At 40.4% G+C, this 19,172-nt stretch carries 20 protein-coding genes and 1 pseudogene; 14 read left to right on the top strand and 7 right to left on the bottom strand.

The window, feature by feature from the left end; all coding sequences use genetic code 11:
• Positions 1-376: 376 nt before the first annotated feature.
• Positions 377-1,255: a DUF6287 domain-containing protein gene (locus tag CBI42_RS05645; protein ID WP_179211368.1), complete on the top strand. Its 879-nt coding sequence runs from the start codon at positions 377-379 to the stop codon at positions 1,253-1,255.
• 251 nt (positions 1,256-1,506) lie between these two features.
• Complete coding sequence (locus tag CBI42_RS05650) at positions 1,507-1,824, top strand: hypothetical protein (RefSeq protein ID WP_004269832.1); 318 nt, start codon at positions 1,507-1,509, stop codon at positions 1,822-1,824.
• Positions 1,825-1,855: 31 nt separating this feature from the next.
• Here CBI42_RS05650 and CBI42_RS05655 read toward each other — a convergent pair whose 3' ends face one another.
• On the bottom strand, positions 1,856-3,733 hold the full coding sequence (locus tag CBI42_RS05655) for an N-acetylmuramoyl-L-alanine amidase (protein ID WP_094753465.1): 1,878 nt from the start codon (positions 3,731-3,733) through the stop codon (positions 1,856-1,858).
• A gap of 51 nt (positions 3,734-3,784) precedes the next feature.
• The gene (locus tag CBI42_RS05660; protein ID WP_042750500.1) at positions 3,785-4,693 is read right to left on the bottom strand and encodes a LysR family transcriptional regulator; all 909 of its coding nucleotides are present in this window, start codon (positions 4,691-4,693) and stop codon (positions 3,785-3,787) included.
• 63 nt (positions 4,694-4,756) lie between these two features.
• Here CBI42_RS05660 and CBI42_RS05665 point away from each other — a divergent pair, with 63 nt between their 5' ends.
• From CBI42_RS05665 to CBI42_RS12660, 4 genes and pseudogenes are all read left to right on the top strand, one after another.
• Positions 4,757-5,026, top strand: a complete 270-nt coding sequence (locus CBI42_RS05665; RefSeq protein ID WP_179211369.1) for a YqgQ family protein — start codon at positions 4,757-4,759, stop codon at positions 5,024-5,026.
• Positions 5,026-5,406 (top strand): rhodanese-like domain-containing protein, encoded by a 381-nt coding sequence (locus tag CBI42_RS05670; RefSeq protein WP_049487910.1) that lies wholly within the window; start codon positions 5,026-5,028, stop codon positions 5,404-5,406. Before CBI42_RS05665 ends, CBI42_RS05670 begins: the two co-directional genes overlap by 1 nt.
• 163 nt (positions 5,407-5,569) lie before the next feature.
• Positions 5,570-5,806, top strand: a complete 237-nt coding sequence (locus tag CBI42_RS05675; RefSeq protein ID WP_004261680.1) for a hypothetical protein — start codon at positions 5,570-5,572, stop codon at positions 5,804-5,806.
• 71 nt (positions 5,807-5,877) lie between these two features.
• A pseudogene (locus CBI42_RS12660) lies at positions 5,878-6,084 on the top strand (IS3 family transposase); the annotation flags it as partial.
• 61 nt (positions 6,085-6,145) lie between these two features.
• Here the strand turns inward: CBI42_RS12660 and CBI42_RS05680 are convergent.
• Positions 6,146-6,871, bottom strand: coding sequence for a 16S rRNA pseudouridine(516) synthase (locus CBI42_RS05680; protein ID WP_094753466.1), 726 nt, complete (start codon positions 6,869-6,871; stop codon positions 6,146-6,148).
• 161 nt (positions 6,872-7,032) lie between these two features.
• Here CBI42_RS05680 and typA point away from each other — a divergent pair, with 161 nt between their 5' ends.
• The 7 genes from typA to pyrE all read left to right on the top strand — a co-directional run bounded on the left by typA (position 7,033) and on the right by pyrE (position 14,538).
• Complete coding sequence (gene typA / locus CBI42_RS05685) at positions 7,033-8,874, top strand: translational GTPase TypA (protein ID WP_049544361.1); 1,842 nt, start codon at positions 7,033-7,035, stop codon at positions 8,872-8,874.
• 19 nt (positions 8,875-8,893) lie between these two features.
• The gene (locus CBI42_RS05690) at positions 8,894-9,148 is read left to right on the top strand and encodes a DUF3165 family protein (protein ID WP_070478598.1); all 255 of its coding nucleotides are present in this window, start codon (positions 8,894-8,896) and stop codon (positions 9,146-9,148) included.
• A 114-nt stretch (positions 9,149-9,262) separates the two neighbouring features.
• Positions 9,263-10,615 carry a UDP-N-acetylmuramoyl-L-alanine--D-glutamate ligase gene (gene murD, locus CBI42_RS05695; RefSeq protein ID WP_094753467.1) on the top strand — a complete coding sequence of 451 codons (1,353 nt, stop codon included), beginning with the start codon at positions 9,263-9,265 and terminating at the stop codon, positions 10,613-10,615.
• Between the two features lies 1 nt (position 10,616).
• The gene (locus tag CBI42_RS05700) at positions 10,617-11,675 is read left to right on the top strand and encodes a UDP-N-acetylglucosamine--N-acetylmuramyl-(pentapeptide) pyrophosphoryl-undecaprenol N-acetylglucosamine transferase (protein WP_094753468.1); all 1,059 of its coding nucleotides are present in this window, start codon (positions 10,617-10,619) and stop codon (positions 11,673-11,675) included.
• Positions 11,676-11,684: 9 nt separating this feature from the next.
• Positions 11,685-12,938 carry a cell division protein FtsQ/DivIB gene (locus tag CBI42_RS05705; RefSeq protein WP_094753469.1) on the top strand — a complete coding sequence of 418 codons (1,254 nt, stop codon included), beginning with the start codon at positions 11,685-11,687 and terminating at the stop codon, positions 12,936-12,938.
• Between the two features lie 232 nt (positions 12,939-13,170).
• Positions 13,171-13,872, top strand: a complete 702-nt coding sequence (gene pyrF / locus CBI42_RS05710; RefSeq protein WP_094753470.1) for an orotidine-5'-phosphate decarboxylase — start codon at positions 13,171-13,173, stop codon at positions 13,870-13,872.
• Between the two features lie 33 nt (positions 13,873-13,905).
• Positions 13,906-14,538, top strand: a complete 633-nt coding sequence (gene pyrE, locus CBI42_RS05715; RefSeq protein WP_049510631.1) for an orotate phosphoribosyltransferase — start codon at positions 13,906-13,908, stop codon at positions 14,536-14,538.
• A gap of 131 nt (positions 14,539-14,669) precedes the next feature.
• Here the strand turns inward: pyrE and CBI42_RS05720 are convergent, their stop codons facing one another.
• The 4 genes from CBI42_RS05720 to CBI42_RS05735 are packed head-to-tail and all read right to left on the bottom strand — an operon-like array spanning position 14,670 to position 17,624.
• Positions 14,670-15,536, bottom strand: coding sequence for a cysteine ABC transporter substrate-binding protein (locus CBI42_RS05720; protein ID WP_094753471.1), 867 nt, complete (start codon positions 15,534-15,536; stop codon positions 14,670-14,672).
• Positions 15,537-15,547: 11 nt separating this feature from the next.
• Positions 15,548-16,306, bottom strand: coding sequence for an amino acid ABC transporter ATP-binding protein (locus CBI42_RS05725; protein ID WP_094753472.1), 759 nt, complete (start codon positions 16,304-16,306; stop codon positions 15,548-15,550).
• The gene (locus CBI42_RS05730) at positions 16,307-16,984 is read right to left on the bottom strand and encodes an amino acid ABC transporter permease (protein ID WP_094753473.1); all 678 of its coding nucleotides are present in this window, start codon (positions 16,982-16,984) and stop codon (positions 16,307-16,309) included.
• Positions 16,944-17,624: an amino acid ABC transporter permease gene (locus tag CBI42_RS05735; RefSeq protein WP_094753474.1), complete on the bottom strand. Its 681-nt coding sequence runs from the start codon at positions 17,622-17,624 to the stop codon at positions 16,944-16,946. The genes CBI42_RS05730 and CBI42_RS05735 overlap by 41 nt, the downstream gene beginning before the upstream one ends.
• 215 nt (positions 17,625-17,839) lie before the next feature.
• Here CBI42_RS05735 and lctO point away from each other — a divergent pair, with 215 nt between their 5' ends.
• The gene (lctO, locus tag CBI42_RS05740; RefSeq protein ID WP_049524544.1) at positions 17,840-18,976 is read left to right on the top strand and encodes an L-lactate oxidase; all 1,137 of its coding nucleotides are present in this window, start codon (positions 17,840-17,842) and stop codon (positions 18,974-18,976) included.
• Positions 18,977-19,172: the final 196 nt, after the last annotated feature.

The following is a 19,172-nucleotide window of genomic DNA, read 5'->3' on the forward strand; positions in this document are numbered from 1 at the left end:
AGATTAAAAATTGTGTTTTTAAAATTATCGTAAAAACTCAAGATTTATTTGATGAAGTACAGGCTATATGAAATATGATAAGTAAATACGCTTATTAGATTTTTTATAAACATAATATAAGTGAATAATATGAAAGGATAGCTCCTTTTAATTATCATAGTTAGACTATAAAAATATATAAAATTATTAAAAATTATGGTATAATTTATTTTAATAAAATCGATATAGAGTTTAATGAATGATTCTATTGATGCCAATATTTTAGGATTAGTTGATTGGTTTTCTTTTGAAAATCCATCTATTCATGGATACTGACAAAATATTACGAATTTGTCTAAAATATTGATGAAATATAGTTAAAAATAGGAGGAATACTATGACTAAGAAAAATGGTCCGAAATCAACTGTGTCGAAGGTAGTGAAAGGATCTTCTCCAGCTATGATTAGAGGTAAGTTTTTTAAAATAAAAGTCTATATTGGCATTGCTATTAGTCTTTTGGTTGTTGCAACCCTAGCAAGCCTCTTCTTATTCTCACCTAACGCAAAGAAAGAGTCAAATGAAGCTATTTCTTCAGTTGCTAAAAAAGAGAACACAAGTCAAGAAGCGACAGATGCTTCGAAAGCATCCGAGATTAAGAAGAAGAAAGAAGAGGAAATTCAAAAACTCAAGGAACAGTTAGCTAGTTTAGATAGCAAAGTAGCTGAGTCAGAGAAGTTAGTGGATAAGCTAAAAGAAGAAACTGCTGTTCCGAAACTGGATATTGAAGCACTAAGAAATAACGATTTATCTAGTTTGAAAGGTACATGGCGTACAGCTTCGGGTAAAGAATTTGTTATTAATGACTCTATTAATGAGTCTAGTGAAATATATGCAATTGGCTATAGAGATGGTCAAAAAGTTGAATCTACTTATGAATTAAAAGTCCCAAAAGGTCAAGAACGTCCTAAATCTGATACAGCTTCTTTTGGTATATGGCCAAAAGGTTTAATGGCAGGAGGAGCTGTGCTATATGCAATACCTAGAGGCATTGTCAAGTCCGCTGGACAGTATACTGATCAATCAAATACTGCTGAAGATAGACTTGTGGCTGGACAAAGTCCTAGTATGTTTACGGAACCAGAAAATTTTTATTATCGTGTTAAACCAGATACTAGTAAACTTGAGGAAGAGGAGAAGAATTTAGCTCAACTACAGGCTGAACGCGAAGCAATCAAAACTTCTCTAGAATCTAAGGAAAAGAAAAATAATAACTAGAAAAAACTAGTTTAGAATCTAACTTTCGATTGTTTTAGTTCAGAAATACTGTTGCAATCGCTAGAATGAAGAAGCTCATTAGGGCTTCTTTTCTTTTATCTTAACACTTCAACCACTTAGACTGATATAGAGACCAGATAGGCAACAGAGCTTGTTCTTGAAACTGACCTCTGCTATAATGATTTTTGTAAGGGACGTGAGGCGTCACTATCAGATAACTCAAGTTCATAAAAAAGCAATTGGAGATAAAAATGAAAAAATTATTAGGTATTGGATTCTTGCTAGTTTCAGCTTTGGTTTTGTATTTTGGTTCTGTTGGATGGCCAAGTTTGGATGTCAACCTATGGTCACTGATTCCGGTTGGTCTGTTCCTCTTTTTCACTCTAGAGAATTTTTTGAAAAAAGACTACAAGGCTAGTCTGATGTGTTTAATTATTGCTTTTATCATTGCAAATGCAATTTTAGACCTTTTGCCAATTTCAAGTGGCTTGGTAATTGGAGCGGGCGTACTAGCTTGCATTGGTATTGGATACCTCTTTCCTGATAAAGATACAAAAGAAGACAAATAGAAAAGGCCTCGAGATTTCTCGAGACCCTTTTTTACTTACCAGCGTAATATTTTTGAATTCCTTTCACGATACCTGCTACAAGCTTATCTTGATAGTGGCTATCTCGAATCTGTTGATTTTCAGCGAAATTATCTATATAACCAAGCTCTAGGAGGACGGCTGGTTTAGCAGTTTCTCGAAGAACGGCAAAGCTTCTTTCCAATAAACCAGCATCTTTAGCACCAGTCTCAGCTAACAATGAAGAGTGGATAGCTGCTGCGAGGCGCTTGCTCTCACTTATACGGTCAGGATGGTTATGCCAGTATGGGTTGATTTTACTTGGATAATCAGGATCATCACTGTAGGAATAGGTTTGAATTCCACTAGATTTTGAGTATGCATTACCAGTCGCATTGAAGTGAATACTGATAAAGATGTCAGAGTTAGTCTTGTTAACCATACGAGAACGTTCTGTAACAAAATCTACATCAATATCACTATCACGTGAAGTGAGAACTTTGTAGCCAAGTTCTTCTAACTTTTTGCGTAATTTACGATACACCTGCATGTTGAGGTCTTTTTCAGCGACATTGTAATAGTATGCACCTGAGTCTCTTCCACCATGTCCAGGATCTAAAAAGATGGTTCTACTGTATTGGCCTTTTACAAACCCAACTTCTTTTGAGACCTCAGAAATCCATTGACCATTTTTGTGGAATAGATGGTCTTTACCGTCAATTTTGTAAGTTCCGGAAACATAATGTCCGTTATCATCTAAGTAGTAGCGAGCCTTATAAGTGTCGTCGTAAATCCACTCTTTTTTAGCCATATAACCACCAGCTTTGAGATAGTAAGCTCCAATCCATTCTTTTGATGCATACATTCCACCACGCTTCAAAAAGAACCAGCTGTTATAGTTTTTATCAAATATCCATTCATTATCAGCCATGGCTCCATTGGTTTTTAGATAATAGCTTCCCGACCATTTATCGGCTAACATAGCTCCATCTTGAGCAAAAGAATACCAAGAACCGCTGATTTTTTCCCATTTGTTTTGGACAAATTTTCCAGATGCGTTCGCATAGAACCAGGTATCTTTAATTTTTACCCAGCTATTTTCAGCCATAGCACCACTGTTATTAAATAGGTAGCCCTTAAATGTAGTTGAGCTCAACATGATTCCCTTTTTATCAAAGTAGTACCAAGAACCATTGACTTTCTCCCACTTTTCCTGAGAGATTTTTCCAGAGGATGTGGCATAATACCAATTTTGGTCGATTTTTGCCCAGCCGTTTGTGGCCATAGCTCCACTTTTGGTCAGTAAATAGTTATCAAAAGTTGTATTACTAAGCATGATTCCATCTTTGTCAAAGTAATACCAAGCACCACCAATTTTCTCCCATTTATTCTGAGAAATTTTTCCAGAAGAATTAGCGAAGTACCATTTTCCATTGATAAAGTTCCAACCGTTTTCAGCCATCACTCCATCTTTATTGAAAACATAACCATCAAAGGTTGTATTGCTTAGTCGATGGCCATCTTTATTGAAGTAGTACCACTTTCCTTGGATTTTTTTCCAGTTGGTAACAGGTTTGTTGTGTTCGTAAAAGCGCCAGTTATTATTTTCTTCCTGCCAACCTTCTTTGACTTTTTCAACTTTTTCTTCTTTTTTTACTTCAGACTTCTTCTCTTCTGTGGCGGGAGTTTTTTTCTCTGTTTTTTCTTCTTTATCATCAATTTTAGAAGAATTGTCTGTTTTTTCGACCTTCTCTTTCGATTTTTCTTGGTTTTCGATTTTTGAAGTACTTGAATGAGGAATTGTTACATTTTCGCGTACTGACTCTGCTTTATTTTCTTGAGCTTGGGCAGTTGTTTGAGTGTATCCTAAAATAGATAAGGCAACTGCACTAGCAAGTAAAACCTTTTTCATATTAAACTCCTTTTGTTTTTTTGCTTATTATAATAAAATCTTGCTGATTTCTCAACTATCAAACTGAACTTCTTCTAGTAGATAGTCAATAAAGCGTTCGCCCATCTTAGATAGGCTGGTTTTTTCATGCTGGATATAGACCAGCTCAATTGGGTCATCAATATCCAGTGGGATAGAAACGATATTGTCTCCGTTGAGGTTGCTGTTCAAAATCCCTGTCGCAATGGTATAACCATCCAAACCAATCAAGAGATTAAAGAGGGTAGCACGGTCGCTGACTACGATAGATTTTTTGTGGTATTCCTGCGAGAGAATCTCTTCTGAAAAGTAGAAGGAGTTGTGCGTCCCTTGGTCATAGCTGAGGTAAGGGAAGTTCTCCAAGTCTTCTAGTTTGACCTTATCTTTCTTTGCCAGAGGATTGGTCTTGCTGACAAAGATATGAGGCTGAGCGGTAAAAAGATGGTGAGCCAGCAGGTGGTTGTCATCCAGCATTTTGGTTAAAACATCACGGTTGTAGCTGTTAAAAAATAAGACACCGACCTCACTACGGAAGTTCTTGACGTCGTCGATAATCTCCCAAGTACGAGTTTCACGAAGGAAGAGCTCGTATTTTTCCATATCACTTTTCTTGAGTAGAGAGACAAAGGCATTGACCACAAAGGCATAGTGTTGAGACGAAACGCTAAAGAGTTCGCGGTGGGCGACAGGATTTTTATAACGTTCCTCCAGAAGTTGAGTTTGCTCGACAACCTGACGGGCATAGGAGAGAAACTCCATCCCATCACGGGTCAAGGTGATACCCTTGGGATTGCGGATAAAGATCTCAATCCCCATTTCATTTTCCAAATCTCTCACAGCATTGGAAAGACTCGGCTGGGTGATAAAGAGCTGCTTAGCTGCCTCATTCATAGAGCCAGTTTCGACGATTTTGATAATATAGTGTAATTGTTGAATTCTCATGTTTTTATTGTACCACACTTGCGTCAGAATCGCCAAAGATGATAGGAAAATAAGGGGCATTGTGTGATTCTCTTCTTGAAAAAAACACAAAATTTTGCTAGAATGGATTTTATGAAAACATTCTATGATGTGCAGCAATTCCTCAAACGATTTGGTATCATTGTTTACATGGGAAAACGCTTATATGATATTGAACTGATGAAGTTGGAACTCTCACGGATTTACGATGCAGGGTTGATGGACAAATTAGACTATCTAGAAGCAGAAGCGGTTCTTCGCAGAGAGCACAAGGTAGAATTGGATTATATTGAGAAAAATGGAGAAAAGAACTAATGGTTACTTGGATTTTGTGGGCACTAATACTAGCAATGTTGGCGTGGATGGGCTTTAACTATCTTCGTATTCGCCGTGCAGCTAAAATCGTGGACAATGAGGAGTTTGAAGCCTTGATTCGTACGGGTCAATTGATTGATTTGCGCGACCCAGCAGAATTTCACAGAAAACATATTCTTGGGGCTCGCAATATTCCTTCAAGTCAGTTGAAAACTAGTCTTGTAGCCCTTCGTAAAGACAAACCTGTCCTTCTCTACGAAAACCAACGTGCGCAACGTGTCACAAATGCAGCCCTTTACTTGAAAAAACAAGGTTTTTCTGAGATTTATATCCTTTCTTATGGCTTGGATTCTTGGAAAGGAAAAGTGAAGACTAATTAACATAAGCTAAATTCTCAAACTAAGTTCCGCTTTGGGTAGACAAGTGGACGTTTCTTTGAGAGATTGCTATAATTAATATTATGAAAAAACTTATAGTATTATATAGACAAAACCTATTTCTTTTGATATAATTTAGTGGTAATAATTTTAGGAGTTTTATAATATGAAAGAAAAGAAGAAATCTTCCCTTGTTTTAGGTATCCTATCTATCGTTCTTGGTTTTCTACTACCAGTGGTAGGGCTTGTTTTGGGAATTATTGGATTAGTGTTAGCTAATTCACATCAAAAAGAGTCTGAGCTGGACTATAAAACAGAAAAAATACTTGGTATCGTAGGTATTGTAATTTCTGTAATTATGTGGATTTTAGGATTTATAGTTCTTATGAATATATCAGCTTAACAATAAAACATTTTATTGTTAAACTCACCCCGAAAGTTAGCAGAAAAATCTAGCTTTTGGGGTGTTTTATTATGAAAATAACTTATGAGGATAAAGTTCAGAGCTATGAACATAAAAAGCAAGGTCAAAGCTTAAAGCAACTTTCAAAAAGATTTAGTGTGGATGTTTCTGGGCTAAGATACATGATGAGATTGATTGAACATTTCGGAATAGAAAGTATCAAAAAAGTTAAAAATTATCACTATTCTCCAGAACCAAAACAAGAAATGATTGATAAATTTTTCCTTGTAGGTTGATTACAAATAAGAAAACGAGCTTGGATGTTTCCGAGCTCATTTTTTAACCACTTTTTCTGAGTAAGTCACGAATGCTTGTCAACTCTTGTGAGTTTAGGGGACGGTAGTCTCCTTCTTGAAGATTCTGATCTAAGCTCCAAGATCCAAAACAGGTACGTTTGAGGGAGGTCACCTTGACACCAACTGAGAGGAACATTTTTTTAACCTGATGAAATTTTCCTTCTGAAATGGTGATAGAGGCTTGGCTGTGGGAAGGACTTGCAGATAGAATCTCTAGTCTTGCAGGTTTACAGACAGTACCATCTAAAAAGACAATTCCCTTTTGAAAGGCTTGGATATGGTCAGGTGTCAGAAGTCCATTGACCTCAACTCGATAGGTTTTATCGACATGATATTGGGGATGGAGGAGCTGAAAGCCTAAGGGACCGTTATCGGTCAAGAGAAGGAGTCCTGTCGTATCTCGGTCCAGTCGGCCGACGGCATAGAGCTTGTCAGACTGGATGTCAGGCGGAAGGAGGTCCATGACAGTTGGAAGTTCCGTGTCTCTATTGGCTGTCACGACACCAGCAGGCTTATGAAGCATCAGATAGGTGTGCTCATAGCCTTGAATGATTCGGCCCCGAAAGAGGAGCTCCTGTAGTCCTGTATCGATATTTTGGGCTAGGGAGCGGGCTGGGCAACTATCGACGAGAATGTCCCCTTTGAGTAAGGCTTGTTTCATGGTCTTTCGGCTGATTTTTTCTTGGGCTAATAAATTATCTAAACGCATACTGTGCTTATCTTATCATAAGTCGCTTGCTTTGAAAAGGCTTGACGTGAAAAGAAAAGCGCAGTGAAAACATTTACACTTGCTTGAGTTATGTTATTTACTTGAAAATATGGTATAATCGTTCAGTTAGAAAATAAATTTTGAATATTATAGAGGAAATCATGACAAAACTTAGAGAAGATATCCGTAACATTGCGATTATCGCCCACGTTGACCACGGTAAAACAACCCTCGTTGACGAATTATTGAAACAATCAGAAACGCTTGATGCACGTACTGAATTGGCAGAGCGTGCTATGGACTCAAACGATATCGAAAAAGAGCGTGGAATTACCATCCTTGCTAAAAATACAGCCGTTGCCTACAACGGAACTCGTATCAATATCATGGACACACCAGGACACGCGGACTTCGGTGGAGAAGTTGAGCGTATCATGAAAATGGTTGACGGTGTTGTCTTGGTCGTAGATGCCTACGAAGGAACAATGCCACAAACTCGTTTCGTATTGAAAAAAGCTTTGGAACAAGACCTTGTCCCAATCGTGGTTGTTAACAAAATCGACAAACCATCAGCTCGTCCAGCAGAAGTAGTGGACGAAGTCTTGGAACTTTTCATCGAGCTTGGTGCAGATGATGACCAGCTTGACTTCCCAGTGGTGTATGCTTCAGCGATCAACGGAACTTCTTCATTGTCAGACGATCCAGCTGACCAAGAAGCTACTATGGCACCAATCTTTGACACGATTATCGACCACATCCCAGCTCCAGTAGATAACTCAGATGAGCCTTTACAGTTCCAAGTGTCACTTTTGGACTACAATGACTTCGTTGGACGTATCGGTATCGGTCGTGTCTTCCGTGGTACTGTTAAGGTTGGGGACCAAGTTACCCTTTCTAAACTTGATGGTACAACTAAAAACTTCCGTGTTACAAAACTCTTTGGTTTCTTTGGTTTGGAACGTCGTGAAATCCAAGAAGCTAAAGCGGGTGACTTGATTGCCGTTTCAGGTATGGAAGACATCTTTGTCGGTGAAACCATTACTCCGACAGATGCAGTAGAAGCTCTTCCAATCCTACACATCGATGAGCCAACTCTTCAAATGACATTCTTGGTCAACAACTCACCATTTGCTGGTAAAGAAGGTAAATGGGTAACTTCTCGTAAGGTGGAAGAACGCTTGCAGGCAGAATTGCAAACAGACGTTTCCCTTCGTGTTGAGCCAACTGATTCACCAGATAAATGGACTGTTTCAGGACGTGGAGAATTGCACTTGTCAATCCTTATCGAAACAATGCGTCGTGAGGGATATGAACTTCAAGTATCTCGTCCAGAAGTTATCGTAAAAGAAATCGATGGAGTTAAATGTGAGCCATTTGAACGTGTTCAAATCGACACTCCAGAAGAATACCAAGGGTCTGTTATCCAAAGTCTTTCTGAACGTAAGGGTGAAATGTTGGATATGATTTCAACTGGTAATGGTCAAACTCGTTTGGTCTTCCTTGTTCCAGCGCGTGGTTTGATTGGATACTCAACTGAGTTCTTGTCAATGACTCGTGGTTACGGTATCATGAACCATACCTTCGACCAATACTTGCCTTTGATTCCAGGTGAAATTGGTGGTCGTCACCGTGGTGCCCTTGTTTCTATCGATGCTGGTAAGGCTACAACTTACTCAATCATGTCTATCGAAGAACGTGGTACAATCTTTGTCAACCCAGGTACTGAGGTTTATGAAGGAATGATCATCGGTGAAAACTCTCGTGAAAACGACTTGACCGTTAACATCACTAAGGCAAAACAAATGACTAACGTTCGTTCAGCTACTAAGGACCAAACAGCTGTTATCAAGACACCTCGTATCTTGACCCTTGAAGAGTCTCTTGAGTTCTTGAATGATGATGAGTACATGGAAGTAACTCCTGAGTCTATCCGTTTGCGTAAACAAATCCTTAACAAGGCAGAGCGTGAGAAAGCTAACAAGAAGAAAAAATCAGCTGAATAAGAGCTAGAAAGAGATAAAGATGGTTTATTTAATCATAGGACTCCTCTTATTACTACTCTATGTATTTGCGACACCAGAAAGCATTAAAGGGACAGTTAACATCGTCCTTGTCGTCTTTGCTTTCGTAGCACTTTTGATTTTGCTCATGTTGTCAGTTCTGCAAATCTTTCAGCTACCGACAGAATTCTTTATCACAATCGCCATGCTTTTCCTAGCATACTTTAGCTTGCGAGATATTACCCTCATGTCGGTCAGTAAAAGTAAAAGAAGATAAAAAGAGAGTTTTGGCTCTCTTTTTGCTTGTTAGAATGCCCAATCTGAGCATTTTCATTTAGAATTATTTCCATAAAAATGGTAAAATAGTAAGAGTAGAAATGGAGTTCGAGACATGAAAGTAATAGATCAATTTAAAAATAAGAAAGTCCTTGTTTTAGGTTTGGCCAAGTCTGGTGAATCCGCAGCTCGTTTGTTGGACAAACTAGGTGCTATTGTGACAGTAAATGACGGGAAACCTTTTGAGGATAATCCAGCTGCCCAAAGTTTGCTGGAAGAAGGGATCAAGGTTATCACAGGCGGTCATCCTTTGGAACTCTTGGATGAAGAGTTCGCCCTTATGGTGAAAAATCCAGGTATCCCATACAGTAATCCTATGATTGAAAAGGCTTTGGCGAAGGGAATTCCAGTCTTGACCGAGGTGGAATTGGCTTACTTGATTTCAGAAGCACCGATTGTTGGTATTACTGGTTCAAATGGAAAAACAACCACAACGACCATGATTGGGGAAGTTTTGACTGCTGCTGGACAACATGGTCTTTTATCAGGAAATATCGGCTATCCAGCTAGTCAAGTGGCCCAAACTGCGTCAGACAAGGACACGCTTGTTATGGAACTTTCTTCTTTCCAACTCATGGGCGTTCAAGAATTCCATCCAGAGATTGCGGTTATTACCAACCTCATGCCAACTCATATTGACTACCATGGGTCATTTGAGGAATATGTAGCAGCCAAGTGGAATATCCAGAACAAGATGACAGCGGCTGATTTCCTTGTCTTGAACTTTAACCAAGACTTGGCAAAAGAATTAGCTACTAAAACACAAGCTACAGTTGTACCATTCTCAACACTTGAAAAGGTTGATGGAGCTTATCTGGAAGATGGTCAACTCTACTTCCGTGGTGAAGTGGTCATGGCAGCGAATGAAACCGGAGTTCCAGGTAGCCACAATGTGGAAAATGCCCTTGCGACTATTGCTGTAGCCAAGCTTCGTAGTGTGGATAACCAAACCATTAAAGAAACTCTTTCAGCCTTTGGAGGTGTCAAACACCGTCTCCAATTTGTGGATGAAATCAAGGGTGTCAAATTCTATAATGATAGCAAGTCAACCAATATCTTGGCTACTCAAAAAGCCTTGTCAGGATTTGACAACAGCAAGGTCATTTTGATTGCAGGTGGTTTGGATCGTGGCAATGAGTTTGACGAATTGGTGCCAGATATTACTGGACTCAAGAAGATGGTCATCCTTGGTCAGTCTGCAGAACGTGTTAAACGGGCAGCAGATAAGGCTGGTGTGTCTTATGTGGATGCGACTGATATTGCAGATGCGACTCGCAAGGCCTATGAACTTGCGACTCAAGGAGATGTGGTTCTTCTCAGTCCTGCTAATGCTAGCTGGGATATGTATGCTAACTTTGAAGTACGTGGCGACCTCTTTATCGACACAGTAGCGGAGTTAAAGGAATAATATGAAAAAAATTGTCTTTACAGGTGGGGGGACGGTTGGACACGTGACCCTCAACCTTTTGTTGATTCCCAAGTTCATCGAAGATGGCTGGGAAGTCCACTATATCGGGGATAAGCGTGGGATTGAACACCAAGAAATCCTCAAGTCAGGCTTGGATGTCACTTTCCACTCCATTGCGACTGGAAAATTGCGTCGCTATTTCTCTTGGCAAAATATGCTGGACGTCTTCAAAGTTGGCTGGGGAATCGTCCAATCTCTCTTTATCATGTTACGACTTCGTCCACAGGCTCTTTTTTCAAAGGGAGGCTTTGTCTCAGTACCGACTGTTATCGCTGCGCGTGTGTCAGGAGTGCCAGTCTTTATTCACGAATCTGACCTGTCTATGGGATTGGCCAATAAAATAGCTTATAAATTTGCGACGAAGATGTATTCAACCTTTGAGCAAGCTTCAAGTTTGTCTAAGGTCGAGCATGTGGGGGCAGTGACAAAGGTTTCAGACCAAAAAAATTCAGAACCAGATGAATTGGTGGATATCCAAACCCACTTTAATCCTAAATTGCCAACTGTATTGTTTGTCGGTGGTTCTGCAGGCGCTCGTGTCTTTAACCAATTGGTGACAGACCATAAGAAAGAACTGACAGAGCGCTACAATATTATCAATCTAACTGGAGATTCTAGCCTGAATGAGTTGAGCCAAAATCTCTTTCGTGTTGACTATGTGACCAATCTCTATCAACCCTTGATGGAATTGGCTGATATTGTTGTGACACGTGGTGGTGCCAATACGATTTTTGAGCTCTTGGCCATGGCAAAATTGCATGTTATTGTGCCACTTGGTCGTGAAGCTAGTCGTGGAGACCAGATTGAAAATGCAGCTTACTTTGTAAAAAAAGGCTATGCAGAAGAGCTTCAAGAAAGCGATTTGACCTTGGACAGTTTAGAAGAGAAGCTTTCTCACTTACTAAGTCACAAGGAAGATTACCAAGCTAAGATGAGGGCTTCAAAGGAATTGAAATCTCTAGCAGATTTTTATCAATTGTTGAAAAAAGATTTATCATAAGGAAAGTAAATGTCAAAAGATAAGAAAAATGAGGGCAAAGAAATCCTCGAAGAATTTAAAGAGTTATCAGAATGGCAGAAACGAAACCAGGAATATCTAAAAAAGAAGGCTGAGGAAGAGGCGGCCCTAGCTGAGGAGAAGGAAAAGGAAAGACAAGCACGAATGGCTTCAAAATCTGAAAAGTCAGATGAAACCGAGGACCAAGAGAGTGAATCTGAACCAAAAGACCCAAAATCAGCTAAGGAAGATGCTAAAGAAAAAGTAGAAGAGTCAGAAGACGTCAAAAAAGAAGTAGTCAAAGAAGAATCAAAGTCTAAAAAGACAGAGAAAGAGGATAAACGGGATAAAAAGGCAGAGAAAAAGCCTGTAAAGGAAAAACCAGTCAAACCGAAAATTCCAGGAGTTCATATCTGGCGGGCTATCTCGATTTTGTTTCTCAGTCTGATTTTATTGGTTGTCTCTGCTTATTTGCTTAGTCCTTATGCGACCATGAAGGATATTCGTGTTGAGGGAACAGTGCAAACTACAGCTGATGATATTCGACAGGCTTCAGGCATTCAGGATTCGGATTATACGATTAACCTTCTGCTAGACAAGGCAAAATATGAAGAGCAGATCAAATCTAACTATTGGGTTGAATCAGCTCAGCTTGTCTATCAATTTCCAACCAAGTTTACAATCAAGGTTAAGGAATATGATATTGTGGCCTACTATGTTTCTGGAGAAAGTCATTATCCAATCCTTTCAAGCGGTCAGCTTGAGACCAGTTCGGTGAGTTTGGTGAGTCTGCCAGAAACTTATATATCAGTTTTCTTTAATGACAGCGAACAAATCAAGACTTTTACGTCAGAACTTGCTCAAATTAGTCCAGAACTCAAGTCTGCTATCCAAAAGGTGGAATTAGCCCCAAGCAAGGTCACATCAGATTTAATTCGATTGACTATGAATGATTCGGACGAGGTCTTGGTTCCTCTATCTGAAATGAGTAAGAAACTGCCTTACTACAGTAAGATTAAGCCACAATTGTCAGAACCGAGTGTGATTGACATGGAAGCTGGAATTTACAGTTACACTGTGGCGGATAAATTAATTATGGAGGCTGAGGAAAAAGCCAAACAAGAGGCTAAGGAAGCTGAGAAGAAACAAAAAGAGGAAGAGAAGAAAAGACTGGAAGAACAGCAGAATAAACTAGAAGAGGAAAGGAAAAAGCTGGAGGAAGAGGGCAATCAAAACCAAACGACCCGACGTTCATCGCGTCGCTAGGTTTACCTTTTCTTCTATAGCTCTTTAGTTGCCATGTTTTTACTTGACAAGTGTTAGTAGAAATAATAGAATAGTAAAAAACCTTTAAAGCAGTCCAGAGAGGCAGCTAAGGTTAGACGGTGAAAGGGTGGAGACTACCCATTTTTCGTGGAACCTTGCTGTTGGCAGGTTCCTTTTTTCGTGGCTTCTTGTGGCCAGACTCTCTCACTAGCAAAGGTAAAAGGAGAAACCTATGCGAGAACATCGTCCAGTTATTGCTCTTGATTTTCCTAGTTTTGAGGCGGTCAAGGAATTCTTAGCTCTTTTTCCAGCAGAAGAAAGCCTTTATCTTAAGGTAGGGATGGAGCTTTATTACGCAACGGGTCCTGAGATTGTGTCCTACTTGAAAGGTCAAGGTCATAGTGTCTTTTTGGATCTCAAACTTCATGACATTCCCAATACAGTCAAATCAGCTATGAAGGTCCTGTCTCAGCTTGGTGTGGATATGACAAATGTTCATGCGGCTGGCGGTGTAGAGATGATGAAGGCTGCGCGTGAAGGTCTTGGAAGTCAAGCCAAATTGATCGCTGTCACTCAGCTCACGTCAACATCAGAAGCTCAGATGCAGGAGTTTCAAAATATCCAAACCAGCCTGCAAGAGTCTGTGATTCATTATGCTAAGAAGACAGCTGAAGCGGGATTAGATGGTGTTGTTTGCTCGGCTCAGGAAGTGCAAGTCATCAAGCAGGCTACCAAACCAGAGTTTATTTGTCTGACACCGGGCATTCGTCCACAGGGAGCTGCTATTGGAGATCAAAAACGCGTTATGACACCTGCTGATGCCTATCAAATCGGTAGTGACTATATCGTAGTGGGACGTCCCATTACCCAAGCTGAGGATCCTGTTGCAGCTTATCATGCCATCAAGAATGAATGGACACAGGACTGGAATTAAAGAACTAGATTAGAAAAATAAAAGGAGAATACCATGACACTTGCTAAAGATATCGCTAGCCACCTCTTGAAAATCCAAGCCGTTTACCTCAAACCAGAGGAGCCTTTCACTTGGGCATCTGGTATCAAGTCACCCATTTATACAGATAACCGTGTGACCCTTGCCTATCCAGAAACTCGTACCCTCATTGAAAATGGCTTTGTGGAAGCTATCAAAGAAGCCTTTCCAGAGGTAGAAGTGATTGCAGGAACTGCAACAGCAGGGATTCCACACGGAGCTATTATTGCTGATAAGATGAACTTGCCATTTGCCTACATCCGTAGCAAACCAAAAGACCACGGAGCTGGTAACCAAATCGAAGGCCGCGTAGCTCAGGGGCAAAAGATGGTAGTGGTTGAAGACCTCATTTCAACTGGTGGTTCTGTTCTCGAGGCCGTGGCAGCAGCCAAGCGAGAAGGAGCAGATGTGCTTGGAGTTGTAGCGATTTTCAGCTACCAATTGCCAAAAGCAGACAAAAACTTTGCAGATGCTGGTGTTAAGCTGTTAACACTTTCTAACTACAGTGAACTCATTCACCTAGCTCAAGAAGAAGGTTACATCACACCAGAAGGGCTCGACCTTCTAAAAAGCTTTAAAGAAGACCAAGAAAATTGGCAAAATGCTTAAGACATAGAAAATCAGGTAGTCACTAGGATTACCTGATTTCTTTTTGTGATGTTATTGGATCTTATACTCAATGAAAATCAAATATAATCCAAGGTGAAGCTGATATGGTTTGAAGAGATTTTCGAAGAGTATTAGTCAACTTTTCCACCTTCAACAACCAGGTCATCTGCTTTAGCAGCGTCACCGTAGGTTGGGTGAAGTGTTTTTTCATAGGCCTTGTGGAAGAAGGTTTCCTTGCCTAATTTTTCAATATCTTTATTGATGAAGTCTAGCAATTCTTGGTTGCCTTTTTGAACTGCTGCTGCGATGGTATCTGGATCACCGAGGGAAGTAATTCCTACTTCAAATCCTTTATTTTCAAGTGCCCAAGCTAGGACTTCAGTATTGTCAGTTGAAAAGGCATCTCCACGTCCGTCAAGAAGGGCTTGGTAGGCATCGCTATATTGGTCGTATTTTTGGAGTTTTACTTCTGGGTGATTTTTCTCAAAATAAGTTTCAGCAGTTGTTCCTTTTGTGACAATCAAGGTTTTGCCTTCTAATTCTTTAACGTCTTTGATGACTTTATCTTTTGGTGACACAACACCGAGTGATACTTTCATGTATGGAAGGGCAAAATCAACTTGTTTCTTGCGTTCGTCAGTCACTGTAAAGTTGGCAAGAGTAATATCTACCTTGTTTGAAATCAAGTATTCAGCACGGTTGGCAGCGTCGACTGAAACGTATTTAACCTTCACCCCAAGGTCTTGTGCCAGTTGGTTCCCAAGTTCAATATCGTAACCTTGGTAAGAACCGTCATTGTCAACGTAACCAAAAGGTTTCTTATCTCCAAATACGGCGATTCGCAGTTCACCGCTTTTTTTGATTTCATCGATTGTGCGAGCCTTGGCAGTTGTTTTTCCAGAGGATGAACCAGCATTTCCACCTGAGCTACAAGCTGTGACAAAGATAAGGGCGAAGGCAAGTGCAAAAACAGTTAAGAGTGGTTTGAATAGTTTCATAAGAATCTCCTTTATAGATATGAGCCAAATTGGCTAAAGTCAAAGACGTTTAAAAATTCCTGGGCTCGTTTGGTTTGCGGATTGGTAAAGAAGGCTTGAGCCGTTCCTTCTTCAGCGATTTTCCCTTGGTCGAGGAAGATAATCCGATCGGCAATAGCTTGAGCAAACTGCATTTCGTGGGTTACTAGAATCATGGTACGGCCTTCTTGGGCCAAATCATTGATAAGTTCCAGCACCTCACGTACCATTTCTGGATCCAGCGAAGCCGTCACTTCGTCAAAGAGGATAATTTCTGGATGCATGAGGAGGGCACGGACAATTGCAACCCGTTGCTTCTGTCCACCAGATAATTGACGCGCAAAGCTATGTTGCTTATCTAGTAAACCGACACGCTCTAGTAGTTGCAGAGCTTCTTCAGTTACTTGCTTCTTGTCTCTTCCCTGAGCCTTGATAGGGCCTAGGATGAGGTTTTGTAGGACATCCAGATGGGGAAAGAGTTCATAGCTTTGAAAGACCATGCCAATCTTTTGGCGAACTAGGTGAAAATCTTTTTTATTTTCAACGATAGACTGACCATGCAGCAGGATATCTCCACCTTGAATATTTTCTAAGCCATTAAGGCAACGAAGGAGGGTACTTTTACCACAACCAGATGGCCCTAGGATGACGACAACTTCCCCTTTATTGATTTGTAGGGATAGACCTTGGAGGATGGGATTGTCTCCGAAGGATTTTTTGAGTTCCTTGATTTCTAAGATAGTTTCAGACATTTAGTTCCTCCAATGTTTTTCTAAGTGAGTGGATAGTTTGGAAATAGGAAAGCAGACTGCGAAATACAAGACCAGAATGGTTCCATAAATCCAAAAGGAAGCAGTTGGGATGGTCAGGCGATTGCTATCGATGATTTGTTGTCCAACCTTTGTAACCTCAACAACCCCTATCAAAACAACCAAGGAAGTGGTTTTAATCATCCGAGTAACAAGATTGATGGCTTGTGGCAGTAATCTTCTAAAGACTTGTGGGATAATGATGTGGTAGTAAAGTTGAACATTGGTTAAGCCGAGTGCCTGTCCACTTTCAAACTGATGCTTAGGAAGGGAAGTGATGGCTCCACGGACCAAGTCCCCCATCTCAGCTGTTCCCCAGAGGGTGAAAACGATAATAGCAGAAGTCTCACCTGAGATATTGATATTAAAGTTTCGAGCCAAGCCAAAGTAAACGATGAAGAGTAGTACCAGCTGGGGTATGATACGGATGAATTCCAGATACAATCGTGTTAAAAATCGTACGATTCTAGAATGGGAGGTCATGATGATTCCCATGACTGTTCCGAACATCATGGATAAGAGGACAGATAGGATGGATATCCCAATCGTAACGCTCAATCCCTGTAAGATTCTCAGGAGATTATTTCCCTGAAAGAGTACTTGGATTCCCGAATCCTGCATGGCGGAGCCTCCTTTCTATCCAGCTAAAGACCAGTGAAATGGGTAGAAGTATCATCAAATAAGCACCTACCAACATAGCAAGCGCAATGTCTGTTTCATAGTAGAGCCCAATCAAGTCCTTGGCGACGTACATGAGGTCGGCCAAAGCTACTGCTGAGAAAACGGAGGTTTCCTTGATGAGGAAAATGACATTGGCACTAAAAGACGGTAGGGCCACCGCTGTTGCTTGCGGAAGAACTACATAGCGAAAGACCTGTATAGGTGTCAGACCGATGGCTAATCCAATCTCCTGCTGGGTTTGACTGACGGCTTCCAACCCACTTCGGAAAGATTCTGCCATATAGGAGCCCCCTAGAAAGATAAGTCCTAGAGTAGCGCAGACTTCTGAAGATAGGACAATCCCTATTCGGGGAAGACCGAAGTAGAGAAAGAAGAGTTGAATCAAAAGGGGCGTATTACGTGACAATTCAATATAGGCTGTCGCTACTTGCGCCAAAATAGGAATTCGATAATGTCGGATGATACTAACGATTAAACCGAGCAGAAAGGATCCCAAAATTCCCCAAACTGCAATATGCAAGGTCAGAAGAAATGCCTTTTGATATAGTGGTAGATATTGTTCAACAATGGACCAATCCAAAAATAAAACCTCCCATCTAGAAATAATACAGTTATTGTAGCACTTAAAATCTCCTTTGGATAATATTTATTTTTTATTGCTGTTATAGGGATTTTTTATCATAGTCCTAGAATTTCTGAAATTTCCAAACAAAATATTTGAAAATTTTTGAAAAAAGAGTTAAGATATTTTTGTAATATACAAAGTAAACGCTTACTTATTAAGGAGGGCATTTTATGTCATACAAAACAAGCAATGCAGAGGGTCATGTAGATTTCATCAATACCTATGATTTGGAGCCAATGGCGCAACAAGTTATTCCGAAAGCAGCATTTGGATATATCGCTAGTGGGGCGGAAGATACTTTCACTTTGCGTGAGAATATTCGTGCCTTTAACCACAAACTCATCGTTCCTCATACACTTTGCAATGTAGAAAATCCAAGTACAGAGATTGAATTTGCAGGTGAAAAATTGTCTTCACCAATTATTATGGCGCCTGTTGCGGCTCATAAATTGGCAAATGAACAGGGTGAAGTGGCGACTGCGCGTGGTGTACATGAGTTTGGTTCCCTCTATACAACCAGTTCCTACTCTACTGTCGATCTTCCAGAAATTACGGAAGCCCTTCAAGGGACACCTCATTGGTTCCAATTTTACTTTAGTAAGGATGACGGGATTAACCGCCACATCATGGACCGTGTGAAGGCTGAAGGTTATAAAGCGATTGTCTTGACAGCAGATGCTACTGTAGGGGGTAATCGTGAGGTTGATAAGCGTAATGGTTTTGTCTTCCCAGTTGGCATGCCGATTGTTGAAGAATACCTGCCAGAAGGTGCTGGTAAATCAATGGACTTTGTTTACAAATCAGCTAAACAACGCTTGTCTCCACGTGATGTAGAATTTATCGCTGAATACTCAGGACTTCCTGTTTATGTCAAGGGACCACAATGCCGTGAGGACGTTGAACGTTCGCTTGCTGCGGGAGCTTCTGGTATCTGGGTAACCAACCACGGTGGTCGCCAAATCGACGGTGGACCAGCTGCCTTCGACTCACTTCAAGAAGTAGCTGAAGCAGTTGATAAACGCGTGCCAATTGTCTTTGACTCAGGTGTTCGTCGTGGTCAACACGTCTTTAAAGCCTTGGCTTCAGGAGCAGACTTGGTAGCTATTGGTCGCCCTGTTATCTATGGCTTGGCCCTTGGTGGTAGTGTCGGTGTACGCCAAGTCTTTGAACACTTGAATGCAGAATTGAAGACAGTTATGCAGTTATCTGGAACTCAGACCATTGAAGATGTCAAACACTTTAAACTTCGTCATAACCCATACAACCCAACCTTCCCAGTTGACCCACGCGACTTAAAATTGTATTGATAAAACAGCTTGCCTCCACTTGATGTGGAGGTTTTTTTCGTCTATAGGAGGAATAAATCACCATTAAAAACAATATAAATATATTTTCTAATCAAATATCTTGCTAGGGCTTTCATTTTTTGCTATACTGGTGCAGTAATTAAATAATAAAGACATTTGGGGTGCTTTAGGCTGAGATGATACCCATTGAACCTGA

Origin of the sequence: Streptococcus sp. KR (genome assembly GCF_002238115.1) — a bacterium.
In the GTDB taxonomy this organism is placed as follows: Bacteria; Bacillota; Bacilli; order Lactobacillales; family Streptococcaceae; genus Streptococcus.

Coding starts and splice junctions, on each gene's coding strand:
- CBI42_RS05655 (WP_094753465.1), bottom strand. CDS start 3,733: ATGAAAAAGGTTTTACTTGCTAGTGCAGTTGCCTTATCTATTTTAGGA.
- CBI42_RS05680 (WP_094753466.1), bottom strand. CDS start 6,871: ATGCGTTTAGATAATTTATTAGCCCAAGAAAAAATCAGCCGAAAGACC.
- CBI42_RS05660 (WP_042750500.1), bottom strand. CDS start 4,693: ATGAGAATTCAACAATTACACTATATTATCAAAATCGTCGAAACTGGC.
- murD (WP_094753467.1), top strand. CDS start 9,263: ATGAAAGTAATAGATCAATTTAAAAATAAGAAAGTCCTTGTTTTAGGT.
- CBI42_RS05725 (WP_094753472.1), bottom strand. CDS start 16,306: ATGTCTGAAACTATCTTAGAAATCAAGGAACTCAAAAAATCCTTCGGA.
- typA (WP_049544361.1), top strand. CDS start 7,033: ATGACAAAACTTAGAGAAGATATCCGTAACATTGCGATTATCGCCCAC.
- pyrE (WP_049510631.1), top strand. CDS start 13,906: ATGACACTTGCTAAAGATATCGCTAGCCACCTCTTGAAAATCCAAGCC.
- CBI42_RS05720 (WP_094753471.1), bottom strand. CDS start 15,536: ATGAAACTATTCAAACCACTCTTAACTGTTTTTGCACTTGCCTTCGCC.
- CBI42_RS05700 (WP_094753468.1), top strand. CDS start 10,617: ATGAAAAAAATTGTCTTTACAGGTGGGGGGACGGTTGGACACGTGACC.
- CBI42_RS05690 (WP_070478598.1), top strand. CDS start 8,894: ATGGTTTATTTAATCATAGGACTCCTCTTATTACTACTCTATGTATTT.
- CBI42_RS05730 (WP_094753473.1), bottom strand. CDS start 16,984: ATGCAGGATTCGGGAATCCAAGTACTCTTTCAGGGAAATAATCTCCTG.
- pyrF (WP_094753470.1), top strand. CDS start 13,171: ATGCGAGAACATCGTCCAGTTATTGCTCTTGATTTTCCTAGTTTTGAG.
- CBI42_RS05705 (WP_094753469.1), top strand. CDS start 11,685: ATGTCAAAAGATAAGAAAAATGAGGGCAAAGAAATCCTCGAAGAATTT.
- CBI42_RS05645 (WP_179211368.1), top strand. CDS start 377: ATGACTAAGAAAAATGGTCCGAAATCAACTGTGTCGAAGGTAGTGAAA.
- CBI42_RS05675 (WP_004261680.1), top strand. CDS start 5,570: ATGAAAGAAAAGAAGAAATCTTCCCTTGTTTTAGGTATCCTATCTATC.
- lctO (WP_049524544.1), top strand. CDS start 17,840: ATGTCATACAAAACAAGCAATGCAGAGGGTCATGTAGATTTCATCAAT.
- CBI42_RS05650 (WP_004269832.1), top strand. CDS start 1,507: ATGAAAAAATTATTAGGTATTGGATTCTTGCTAGTTTCAGCTTTGGTT.
- CBI42_RS05670 (WP_049487910.1), top strand. CDS start 5,026: ATGGTTACTTGGATTTTGTGGGCACTAATACTAGCAATGTTGGCGTGG.